This window comes from Erythrobacter sanguineus, from assembly GCF_900143235.1.
GTDB classification, from domain to species: Bacteria; Pseudomonadota; Alphaproteobacteria; order Sphingomonadales; family Sphingomonadaceae; genus Erythrobacter; species Erythrobacter sanguineus.
The window spans coordinates 173478-185828 of sequence record NZ_FRDF01000007.1; the positions used below are offsets into that span (position 1 = coordinate 173478).

6 protein-coding genes are annotated in these 12351 nt (G+C 66.0%); 3 read left to right on the top strand and 3 right to left on the bottom strand.

The window, feature by feature from the left end; translation table 11 throughout:
- The first annotated feature begins 8 nt into the window (after nucleotides 1-8).
- Nucleotides 9-2303, top strand: a complete 2295-nt coding sequence (locus tag BUA05_RS07530; RefSeq protein WP_245790127.1) for an autotransporter assembly complex protein TamA — start codon at nucleotides 9-11, stop codon at nucleotides 2301-2303.
- Entirely contained in the window at nucleotides 2303-6550 is a 4248-nt protein-coding gene (locus BUA05_RS07535) for a translocation/assembly module TamB domain-containing protein (protein WP_072674037.1), read from the top strand. Before BUA05_RS07530 ends, BUA05_RS07535 begins: the two co-directional genes overlap by 1 nt.
- 139 nt (nucleotides 6551-6689) lie before the next feature.
- Here BUA05_RS07535 and BUA05_RS07540 read toward each other — a convergent pair whose 3' ends face one another.
- The 3 genes from BUA05_RS07540 to BUA05_RS07550 form a co-directional block, all read right to left on the bottom strand.
- Nucleotides 6690-7379, bottom strand: a complete 690-nt coding sequence (locus BUA05_RS07540; RefSeq protein WP_084662522.1) for a lysozyme — start codon at nucleotides 7377-7379, stop codon at nucleotides 6690-6692.
- Between the two features lie 176 nt (nucleotides 7380-7555).
- On the bottom strand, nucleotides 7556-10930 hold the full coding sequence (locus BUA05_RS07545; protein ID WP_158093671.1) for an autotransporter domain-containing protein: 3375 nt from the start codon (nucleotides 10928-10930) through the stop codon (nucleotides 7556-7558).
- A gap of 128 nt (nucleotides 10931-11058) precedes the next feature.
- Nucleotides 11059-12018 carry a calcium/sodium antiporter gene (locus BUA05_RS07550; RefSeq protein WP_072674039.1) on the bottom strand — a complete coding sequence of 320 codons (960 nt, stop codon included), beginning with the start codon at nucleotides 12016-12018 and terminating at the stop codon, nucleotides 11059-11061.
- Nucleotides 12019-12147: 129 nt separating this feature from the next.
- On the opposite strand from BUA05_RS07550, the gene BUA05_RS14925 reads away from it, so the two are divergent.
- The coding region (locus BUA05_RS14925; protein WP_245790128.1) for a GIY-YIG nuclease family protein at nucleotides 12148-12351 on the top strand (204 nt) is incomplete at its 3' end.

Sequence of the window (12351 nt, forward strand, 5' to 3'; positions counted from 1 at the left end):
ACCTCGGCATGATGACCGGATTGGGGACTGCATTGCTGACACTGCTGGCGCAGCCTGTGGCTGCACAGGACGAAGCGGCTGGCGCTGTTCCTGCCGGAGAAGTGATTCCCGCCAGCGAGGATGACGCCCCGGCGCAAGAAACGCCGGCACGTCCCCCGCCAGAACCTGCCCCGGTTCCGCGCAATCTGGATCAGCTGATCCCGCCCGACGCGGTCGAGGATCCCGAAGGCTGGGCCACACGCGGGGTCATCGCTCCTGCGGCAGGTCAGCCTCCGGCCGATCAGACGGCGCTGGCCCCGGGCGATCCCTTTGCTGATGACCTTGATGCATTCCTGTCGCCGCCGTCGCCCGATCTCCAGCCCGCGCTTGACGCCGCTTTTGTCGATTTCACGCTCGAACTGCCCGAGCGGCTTGCGCCCGACCCCGAAGTCGAATCGCTGGCGAGCATCGCGGTGCCGCTCTCCGGCGAATTGCCGGAGCTTGAAGATGTCCGCGTCGGTGACACGCTGGTTCTCGGATTTCCGGCGGCGCAGGGCGCATTTCCCGAGCGGCGTGAATTTGTCGCGCGTTTCCGCGAGCTGTCCACCTTGCGCCAGCTTGATGGAGAGGCGGATTCCGCGCCGCAGGTCGCCGCGCGCGCGCGTGCCGATGAAGAACTGCTTGGCGAGATGCTGCGCACCTATGGCTATTATTCGGGCGAGGTCGTGCGCCAGCTTTCCGGCGGACGGCGTGCGCGTAGCAATGGCGATGCGCCGGATACGGAAACCGTCACCGAACCCAGCGTGCGTTTCGATATCCTGCCCGGTACGCGCTACCAATTCGGCCGGATCGACCTTGGCGCGCTTTCCAGCCTTGCAGGGCGGGATGCGGAACGGCTGCTGGCGGCCTTCGCGATCAAGCAGGGGGATCCGCTGTACGCCGACCGGATCATTGATCGCGAGATCGAATTGCGCGTGGCGCTGGGCGAAACCGGCTTTCCCTTTGCCAGCCTTGCCGAACCCGAACTGCTGATCGATCATGCCCGCACCGAAGGCGACCTGTCACTCGAAGTCGATCCGGGCGGCAAATATGCCTTCGGCAATGTGGTCAGCGGCGATCCGGCGTTTCTTTCCAGCCGCCACCTTGAACGCATCGCGCGCTTTTCTCCCGGCGACACCTACCGCCAGAGTCTTGAGACCGACCTGCGCCGTGCGATCATTGCCACCGGCCTTGTCACCAGCGTCACCGTCACCCCGCGCGAAACTGCGCCGCCAACCGAGGATGACCCGGGCGAGGTCGCGCTCGATATCGGCTTTGAGCGTGCGCCGGTTCGCACCATCGCCGGCGCGATCGGCTATGGTACCGAAGACGGGTTCAAGGTTGAGGGGCGGTGGGAAAACCGCAACCTGTTCCCACCCGAAGGCGCGCTGCGCCTGCGCGGCATTCTTGGCACGCGTGAGGCGCTCGCCAGCATCGGCGTGCGCCGCAACAATTTCAGGGGACGCGATCAGGTTCTCACCGCAGATCTGTTTGCCAGTGACATCAATACGCTGGCGGTCGAATCGCGCGGATTTGGCATTCGCGGCACCTTCGAGAAGGTGTCCAATATCCTGTTTCAAAAGCCGATCAGCTGGCAGCTGGGCGGCGAACTGCTCTATACTGACGAACGCAATCGGCTGTTGCGGATCGCTCCCGGCACGTCTCAGGCCCGGCGCGCGTTCCTGATCGGCGGCGTCTTCGGCAATGTCACGATCGATGAAAGCGACGATCTGCTCGATCCCACGTCCGGCTATCGCGCGACCCTGTTTATCGCTCCGGAGGTATCGCGCTCGCGCGGAGAGCAGAGCTTCTATCTGCGCGGTCAGGCGGATGCGAGCTATTACCGTTCGGTCGGCTCGACTGTGATTGCCGGACGCGTTCGCGCTGCCACGATCCAGGGCGCATCGATCGACGATGTCGCGCCGTCGCGGCGGCTTTATGCGGGCGGTGGCGGTTCGGTGCGCGGTTATGGCTTTCAGGGCGTAGGCCCGCGCGATGTGCTGGGCAATCCGACTGGAGGGGCTTCGCTGGTCGAATTCTCGCTCGAGGCGCGGATCGAGACGCCATTGCTTGATGGTGCAGTGGAAGTCGTCCCGTTTGTCGATGCGGGTTCGGTCGGGCGCGATTCGACGCCCGGTTTTGATGATATCCGCTACGGTGCCGGGATCGGCATCCGTTACAAGACCAGCTTTGGTCCGATCCGCGTTGATGTGGCAACGCCGATCAACCCCAATCGGTTCGATAGCCCGGTGGTGGTCTATGTCAGCCTCGGGCAGGCGTTCTGATGGGCGAGCCTGACGATCTCGTGCCCGAAGCGGCCGACAGCCCGCTGGAGCGCCGCAAGCGCATCTGGGCGAAGCGGCTTGGCTGGCTGCTGGCGCTGCTGGCGGCGCCGGTGCTGCTGCTGGCCGGTTTTCTCAGCACCCCGATCGGCAAGCGCTTCATTGCCGATCAGATCGCTGCGGTTGCTCCGGCATCGGGACTGCGTTTTGCCGTCGGCCGGATCGAGGGCGATGTCTACAACACCGCATTGCTGCGCGATGTGCGGGTGAGCGACCCGAAGGGTGTGTTCCTAACCATCCCGGAAGTCGCGCTCGACTGGCGGCCGCTGAACTGGCTGTGGAGCGGGCTCGACATCCGCGAGGTCACGGCGCGGCGCGGGCGATTGCTGCGCCTGCCCGAATTGCTTCCCGGCGATCCCGATGCGCCGCTGCTGCCGGATTTCGACATCCGCGTGGATCGGCTGGCGATCGAGAATCTGGTTATCGCCGAGGGGGTGGCGACCTCGCAGGCCGAACGTGCCGATCTGCAGGCCAAGGTCGATATTCGCGAAGGCCGCGCGCTGATCGACGCCAAGGCGCAGCTGGGCGCGCGCGACCGGATCGCGCTGCTGCTCGATGCCGAGCCGGATGGTGACCGGTTCGATCTTGAGGCCGATTACCTCGCGCCCGCTGGCGGCGTGCTGGCCGGGCTGGCCGGGTTCGAGGCCGGTTATGAAGCGCGTATTGCCGGCGACGGGACGTGGCAAAGCTGGCGCGGTACGGCCGTGGCGCGGCGCTTGTCGGCGCAAGGCTCCGATGCTGCGGCAGGGCCTGCGGTTGCCGCCTTCCGGATCAGCAATGACGCAGGCAGATATGGCGTGCTGGGGCAGCTGAGCCCGCAGCTTCCCGGTGATGACCTGATCGCCCGCAGTCTGGGCGAGAGGGTGTCGCTCGCTGCCAGCTTCACGCTTGATGACAGCATCGTCGAGGGCCGCACCGCGGTGATCACCCGCGCGCTTGATCTGCGCGGCGCCGGGGTGGTGGATCTGGCCGACAATCGGGTCGAGGGCGCGCGGACCAGCCTTGCCCTGCGCGATCCCGATCTTCTCGGCACGGACTGGCGGCTTGAGGATGCGCGCCTCGCCGCTGACCTGTCCGGCCCGTTCCGTGATCTTGCCATCGAGCACCGCCTGTCGCTCGGGCGGTTGCTGGCGAGCGGGGTCGAGGCCGAGACGCTGGTGCAGGAAGGGCTGGCACGCTTTGACGGCAAGACCTTGTCGCTGGCGCTGGCGCTGACCGCCGAACGGGTGACGACCGGCAACCCTCAGGCCGATCCGCAGCTGGTCAAGGGGCGTGTGAGCGGCGGGCTGGTCTATGATTTCGAACGTCAACGGCTTGCCGCCGATGCTTTGCGGATCATCTTTCCCTCGCTTGAGGCTACGCTGGCGCTGCGCGGCGACATCCCGGCCGGAAGCTATGCGCTGGCCGGGCCGGTCACCGCGCGCGGGCTCCGGGTCGAAGGGGCGGGCGAGGTCACCGCGAATGCCAAGATCCTCGCCAAGTTCGGCCCCGGCGTGCCGTGGAGCCTGCGCGCCAATCTTGCAGGCGTGCTGGGCAAGTTGAGCAACGACACCATCGTCGATCTTGCAGGCGAGCAGATCCGTTTCACCGGCGCGCTCGGCATGGAAGCGGCCTCGCCGCTGGTGCTGCGTGTGGTGACCATCACCAGCGAGAGGCTCAATGCCCAGCTCGACAGCAAGCTGGTGCCCGGCAGCGAAGGCGCGCGCACCACGCTGGCGGGCAGCGGGCAGCAAGCGCAGTACGGCCCCTTCACCATCGACGCCGAATTGGCCGCCGATGGCCCGCGCGCGGTGCTGGTGCTGGCCGATCCGCTTCCTGCTGCGGGGCTGGAGGACGTGCGCATCGCGCTCGCCCCGAGCGAGGATGGCTTCGCGCTCGATGTCTCGGGCGGTTCGCTGCTCGGGCCGTTTGCGGGCACGCTGGGCCTTGTCCTGCCCGACACCGGGCCGACCCGGATCGCGATTGATCGGCTCGACATATACCGCACCCGGGTGAGCGGCGGGCTGGTGCTGGGCGAGGCGGGGGTCTCGGGCGATCTGGCGCTGGCGGGCGGCGGTCTGGACGGCACGATGTCGTTCCGACCGCAGAGCGGCGACGCGCTGGGCTTCGCGGTCGATCTGGTCGCGCGCAACGCTGCGTTCGGCGGCGCTGTTCCGATCCGGATCGACCGCGCAACCATCACCGCCACCGGACGGTATGCCGAAGGCGACACGCGGATCGATGCCGAGATCGAAGGGGCGGGCTTCCAGTACGGGGCGCTCAGCCTTGCCAACTTCGCCGCCACGGCCGACATCGCCAATGGCCGCGGCAAGGTTACCGGCGGGATTGCCGGGCGCCGGGCGGACCGGTTCGCGCTCAACTTCGATGCCGATGTCGCACCGGGCCGGATCGCGGCGGTGGCGCGCGGGCAGTATGGCGGCGAGGCGATCAGCATGCCGCGCCGCGCCGTGTTGACCGCATCGGATGACGGCGGCTGGCGGCTGGCGCAGACCCAGATCGGCTTTGCCAGCGGATATGCCCTGATCGAAGGCGAACTCGGCGGCGCGGTGACCGCGTTGGAGGTCAAGCTGGCGCGAATGCCGCTGCGCGTGCTCGATCTGGCTGGTGCCGATCTCGGGCTTGGCGGGCGGCTTTCGGGTATCATCGACTACCGCCAGACCGACGATGCCGCGCCGACCGCCAAGGCGCGCATACGCATCGACCGCTTCAGCCGCTCGGGACTGGTGCTGTCGTCCAGGCCGGTCGGCGTGATCGGTGTGGTGGACCTCAGCGAGCAGCGCCTGAGCGCTGCGGGTCGCCTGATGGAGGATGATACCCGGCTGGGCGATGTCGCGGTGCGGATCGCCGATCTCCCGCCGCAGGGTGATCTGGCCGATCGGCTGATGAACGGGCGGCTCAACGCAAGGCTGGTGTTCGATGGCGCGGCCGAGACCTTGTGGCGGCTCGCTGCGGTCGAGGCCTTCGACCTCACCGGCCCCATATCCGTCGCTGCGCGCGCCACCGGCACGCTGGCCGATCCGCGCATCACCGGCACGCTGGCAAGTGATGATCTGACCGTTTCCAGCGCGATCACCGGCACCCGGATCGACAAGGTCAGGGCACGCGGGCGGTTCGACGGCTCGCGGCTCGAACTGATCCGCTTTGCGGGCGTCACCGCGGGTGACGGAACCGTGACCGGCAGCGGCACCATCGATTTCACCGCGATGAGCGCCAGCCGCGGACCGGGCCTTGATCTGCGCGCCGCCGTCAAGGGTGCGCGGCTGCTCAATGCCAACGGGCTTGAGGCGACCATCACCGGCCCCTTGCGGATCGTCTCCAACGGGCTGGGCGGGACCATCGCCGGACGGGTGCGGATCGATCGCGCGCGCTGGGCGCTGGGCGTGGCGGCCGAGGATGTCGCCCTGCCGCAGATCGCCACCCGCGAGATCAACGTCCCCAATGGTCGCGCGCGCGCGCGGGCATCGGGCCGCGAGGCATCGTGGCGATATCTGGTCAATGCCTCGGCCCCGAACCGTGTGGCGGTTGAAGGGATGGGGCTGGAAAGCGAGTGGGGCATCGACATCGCCCTGCGCGGCACGGTCGAGGATCCGCGTATCGGCGGCACCGCGCGGCTGGTGCGCGGCGAATACACCTTTGCCGGCGCCCGCTTTGAACTGACCCGTGGCCGCATCCTGTTCGACGAAAACGAACCGATCGACCCGCGGCTCGACATCCTTGCCGAGGCTTCGCGCAGCGGCACCAATGTCGATATTGCCTTTACCGGCAATGCCCAGTCGCCCAGCATCGCCTTCTCGTCGGAGCCGGCGCTGCCCGAGGAGGAGATCCTCGCCCGGCTGCTGTTTGGCGGTTCGGTTACCTCGCTTTCGGCCACGGATGCGCTGCAACTGGCGGCCGCGCTTGCATCGCTGCAAGGCGGCGGCGCGGGGCTCGATCCGATTGGCGAACTGCGCAAGTCAATCGGGCTCGACCAGCTGCGGATTGTCGGTGCCGACCCACTGATCGGGCGCGAAACCGGTATTGCGCTGGGCAAGAACATCAACCGGCGCATCTATATCGAACTGATCACCGACGGGCAGGGATACAGCGCAACCCAGGTCGAATATCGCATCACCAGCTGGCTGGCTCTGCTCGGCACCGTCTCGACCATCGGGCGCGACAGCATCCTGATCGAAGCCTCGCGCGATTACTGAGCCTTATACCAGCGCGCCAAGATGCTGACGCATCACGCGCTGGGAATGCTCAGGCGCCGCACGGGCTTAACCAATGCTCGATGAGTCAAGCTCATCAAGCATTGGCATTGGAGCGGTTTCCGCCGCCGCGCCGGCCCAGTCAGGCAGTATCGTCAAGATACATCTGCGCTTCCGCTGCCCGGCGGTTGATGAGGCCGCGCAGCACCCGGCCCCCGGCGCGGTTCCAGCGGGCGAATTCGCGGCCTGCGCCGTCGCGATCTCCGGCCCGGTGCTTGGCGGTCAGGGTCGCACGGGCGATTGCCCCGGTGTTGTAGTGAAAGCTCACCAACGCATCGAACTGCTCCTGGCTGGTCGGTGCGTTGCCGATCGCGCGGACGACGTCGGCGGCGTAGCGCACCAGATCATCGGCCAGCCGGGCATCGCACTGGGCCTGCGTCCAGACCGTGCCCGGCGCAATCCGCCCGCCGTTCACGTGATCGCGGCCCGTGGCGCCCCAGCCGATGGTCCATGGATCGGCCCCGGTGCCGGGGTCGGGATAGGCTTCGATCATGCCGTCGCGCCGCAAACGCGCACAGCCTTCAAACCGCTTGATAAGCGCAATCCCCCTCGCACTGACAGCGCGCGGGCGCGGCGTGTTGGAGACACATGAGACACTGTCCAGAGCAGAAAAATCCACCTCGTCGAGCGGGGCTGGCGTGGCCGGGCCTGGCGTGGCGGGATTAGGCGCGGCGGGGTTTGGCGCTTCGGGGGGCAGGGGTGTGCCGGCCTGCGCCTGGCCGGTCAGGCGGCGGACCAGGGCGAGCAGCGGGGAAGGGGCAATGGGCAACATGGCAGGTGACCTCGTGACGATTGGCGGAACAGCGAGGCCGAATGATTAGGCACAAATCAGGCGAGTAGGAAAACGCGAAGATCGCACGATGCGCCTGCCTGCGGGGCGCAGGCCAAAACAAGGGGGGCGCCCGCGATGTGCGGACGCCCCCTTTTTTTTCGCGTCGCTGCTTAAGATCAGAAGCGAAAGGTCGCCGAGGCGCTGAACACCTGGGCATTGGCGGTGTCGCGGCCGATCGTGCTGTCGAAGCCCACGCCCACCTGCACCGGACCGGTGCCGACATGGGCCCACAGACCCACTTCGAGCCAGTCGCTGTCCGCCTGATTGAGCACGAAGTTCGCATTGGGGCCGATGCCTTGCGCGAAATTGGCTGCGAGCAGTTGCGGGCCGTCTTCGAATTCGTGGACGTATTGTGCGGTCGCGTTGATCCGGACGGTCCTGGCCTGCTTCGCGAAGTCGAAACCGGCGCGTGCCTGCGTGCTTTTGAAGGTTTCGCGTTCGACCGCAAGGCCAAGCGTTCCGCCCGTTTCACGCACGGTGGAAAGATCCACGCTGGCATAGCGCGCCTCGATACCCGGAGAGAAGGTGCCGATCCCCGTTTCAACTTCATAGGAGAGGCCGAGGGCACCCGATACCAGCAGATCTTCGCTCGACGCGGCCAGTTGCTGGGCGGCGCCGCCCGGCAAGGTGACCTGACGCGCAGTGTCGAAACCCATGCTGCCGATGCTGACCTGGCCATCAATGACCGGACCATTGCCGAGCTTGTGACGCAGATAGATCGACCCGGCATAGGTGTCGCTCGTGACCTCTTGCCCAAGCGGCACCGTTGCATCGAGCGAATTGAAGAAGCCAGAGAGCCCGAGCATGGTGTTGTCACCGGGGTAGAATTCCAGGCCGCCGGAGACATAGATGCCCGAAACGTCGCTCGGCTGAGCGAAGCCCGGAAGCGAGTCGAAACTGCCCCCAATCAGGCCGCCCGCGATGAAGATCGCGATATCTTCCGGCAGGTTGGCTTCGGTCATCTCGGTGTTTTCGGCGCCGCCCTGCAATGCCATCGCGTTCGCCCCAATCGGCTGCCCGAACGGTGAGAAGGACGCTTGCATCGCGTTGAGCGGCGACCCGACAACGGCGATCTTTCCGCCGGCCTGACTGCGATCCGCCCGCTGCAACCGCCCGCTGTTGAAATTCTGCAGGAAGTTGACGCTCTGAGCAGACAGCGACCGTACCGCCTGTTCGTTAACCGGTGCCAGACCGCGGAAGGTGCTGCGGATCGTGTCGACTTCGGCGAAGTCGAGCGCATAGAGATCCGACAGCGCCGAATTCGGGCGGTTCTGGTCGAACAGCTGGGCATAGGCGGTCTGGAGCGGGTCTGTCCCGTCGATCACCGAGCTATAGCTTGCCGCTTCGATTTCCATCAGCACGGCGTTTTCCTGATAGGAGAAGGTCTGGCTGAGGATCGCCGAGATGTTGGTCTCGGTAAAGGCACCGGTCACCCCGCCATCGGCGGTGAGGATGGTGTACTGGCGTCCCTGTCCGTTGACCTGCTGGAACAGCCCGCCGCCAAGTCCCACGACACCGCCGACATCGGCAATGCCGGTGACCGCGATCTGGTCGGACGCGCCCGCGCCGGTAATGTCGGCGAGGAAGGTGGTGCCCGAGGACATCACGAGGTTGCCGTCGATCGTCAGCGTGCCGGTGGTGCCCATCGTCGCGGGCGAGAAGACACCCGTAACGCTGGTCAGGAACGGCGCGGTGACTGTGCCAGTGCCGCCCAGCATCCCGGCGAACAGCGTGTAATCGCCGACCGAGGTCAGCGCGCCGTTCACGTCGACGCGGCCGCCGAACTGGTTGATGTCGATCAGCGAGGTGAGGTCACCGGCTGCGGCGATGTTGAGCCCGGCATTGCCGCGGATCGTCAGCTTGTCGATGGTGACGTCGCTGCTGAGCGTGGTGGTGCCCGCCTGGCTGAGGGTCACATCGAAATAGCGCGGATCGACGCGGGTCTCGGCGGTGGTGACAGCGTCGATGTTGTTGGGCACGAAGCCGGTTGCGCCCGGCAGGCCGTTAGCCAGGGTCGGCGCGGGCAGGGTGGGAGCGCCATTGGCCTCGCCGTTCTGCGCCTGCTCCTGCGAGCCTTCGAGCATCGCCACGGTGCGCCCGCCGTTGTTTGCGGCGACCGGATCGACGCTTTCGGGCATGGCGGCATTCTCGCCCCCGGTGATCGCCGTCAGGTCGACCACGCCGCGGTTGTTGGCGAGGGTCGCTGCGCCTTCGCCAGCGGTACTGGCCGGCGGATCGAAGGTGTCTTCGACGGCGCCGGTCGCGACATCGACGCAGAAGTCGAACGGATCTTCGAATTCCACGCAGACCCCGCCAAAGTCGCCGTCAGTCCCGTTAAGGCCCTGCTCCGGCGTGGTCGGCAGACCGTTGACCACCGCGCCATTGGAATCGATCACGCGATAGACCGGGTCGAGATCGGTCACCCAGTGATCGCCATCTTCCCAGTTGCCGTCACCGGCCTTGGCGCTGACATAGCGGTAGGGATTGTTCTCGACGATGTACTGCCAGTAGAGCGACAGCGGCTGGTAGAAGCTGGTGGTGCCGATCGAGCTGAACGCCTGCGGGCCAAAGAAGCGCGAACCGCCCGAAAGCACGCCGATCACCAGATCTTCGTCCGAAAGGGTGTTGTTGGCCGCATCGAGGATCAGCGGACCACCCGAATCGCCGCCTGCGGTCGTGCCTTCGTTGGGCAGCGCGTCGTCTCGGTGGACGTTGAAGTCGAACACGATGTCGCGGTTCTGCGAATCGAAATCGAACTGGTAAAGGTTCTGCGGCAGGAACGGATCGTCCGGGCCAAACAGCACCGCGTTGCGATCATCGAGCGAGAGGAAGCCACCGAGCATATTCTCGGCTGCGCGGCGGCGGAAGTCGACCCCGCCCAGCGCGCCCTGAAGGGCGTTGCCTGTACGGCCATAGCCGACGATGTTGACGTGATAGCCGGTGCCGTTGACCGGATCGATCGCCTCAGGCGCCGGCAGCGTGCTGAACAGCAGCGACCAGAACGGCACGCCGGTCACCGGCGTATCGAGGCTTGCCAGAGCGATATCGGCTTCGATGAAGCCGAGCGCCTGCGGGTTCTGCAGCGAGCGCTGATCGTAGAAGATGCGGTTGACGTTGAAGACCGCCAGATCCGGGTTGCTGGCAAAATTGTTGGAGAGCCAGTTCAGGAAGCCGGGCCGTGCGTCGACGTTGAACGACCATGCAGCGGGCACGCCGTCGATATTATAGGCTTCTTCGGGGATGTCGTTCACGCAGTGCGCGGCGAACAGCACGGTGCGCGGGTTGATCAGCGTGCCCGAGCAGACGAACCCGTCCGAACGGAAGAACATGCCGACGCCGCGGAACTCATCCTCGGTATCGACGATATCTTCGGACGTGGCGTTTTCGCCCGGCACGATGGCCAGCGCCGGAGTGGACGTGGCGGCGATTGCCATTGCCAGAGTTGCCGAGCCGGCCAGCAAGCCGCGGCGGCGAGTGTTCGAGATCTTCATGGCTACCCCTTTGATGCGGAATGGCCGTTGCATTCCTGTCAGATGAATTTAACTAACATCTGCTCTAGGGGTTACAATTCCAAAAAAGCAATTTTCGGCAAGTCTTTCATGACCATGGTGCGAATACCTCAGCGCAAGGCAAGAAACGCGGTATAACCCCCGTAAATCGCCACCAGTAACGCGCCTTCGATGCGCGACAGCCGCCAGCCGCTGCGCAATTGCATGATCAGCAGTGTGGTGACGCCAATCAGCACCCAGATATCGAATCGCGCGATCTCGGCCGGGACTGCGATCGGGTGGATCACCGCCGTCAGGCCAAGAATGCCGCACAGGTTGTAGATGTTGGATCCCACCACATTGCCCAGCGCCACGTCGCCATGCTTGCGGATCACCGCGATCACGCAGGCGATCAGTTCGGGCAGCGACGTGCCGAAGGCGACCACGGTCAGGCCGATCACGCTTTGGGAAACGCCCGCCGCCGCTGCCAGCACCACCGCGCCATCGACCAGCAGCCCGGCGCCGAAAATCGCCGAGAGCAGCCCGGCAAGGATCATCCCGCCCAGCACCACCACGCCGGTATCGGGCGGAACCGGGCGGTCCTCGGCCCCGGCCTCGTGACGCAGTGCCTCGGCATCATGCGCTGCGCTTTCGGACTTGTAGGCCCACCACAGATAGCCCGCCAGCGCGGCCACCAGCATCACGCCGGGCAGTGCGCCAATCACGCCAAGCATGACTGCGCCGGTGCAAAGCAGGGTGGCGGCGCCCATGGCAATCGAATCCCGTTTGAACGAGGCCGGGTTGACCGCAACCGGCGCAATCATTGCCGAAATACCCAGAATCAACAGCATGTTGGCGATGTTGGAGCCAATCACATTGCCGAGCGCGATCCCCGGTGCCCCTCCCAGCGCCGCCTGCACGCTGGTGGCCAATTCGGGCATCGAGGTGCCGAAGCCGACGATGACAAGCCCGGCAAGCAGCGGCGATATGCCCAGCCGCGCAGCCAGACCAACCGATCCGCGCACCAGCAATTCACCCCCCAGCGCGAGCAGAACGAGGCCTCCGGCCACCAGCAGGATCGAATTGGTCATTGTGGTCCTTGTGCAACGCTCGTGCCGGGGCCTTAGCGCCTTCAGCACGGCCAGTGAAGCACAGTTGCGCGCCTCCAGCGTGACGGATCGGCGTTTTCAGGGGGCAGGTGGATCCGGCTTGGAGGATGAGTGTCCGATCATTGGGCCGCTGGGAAAAAAGCGGACGTTCGGGAAGCGACCCCGGAACGGACTTTACCGTCATCCCAGCGAAAGCTGGGATCGCTCTCGCCCGCGTGCGAGCTCACGGCAATCGGCGGCTGGGTCTACATCATGACCAACAAACGCGGCGGCGTGCTGTATATCGGCGTCACCGCCGACCTGCCCGCGCGGATC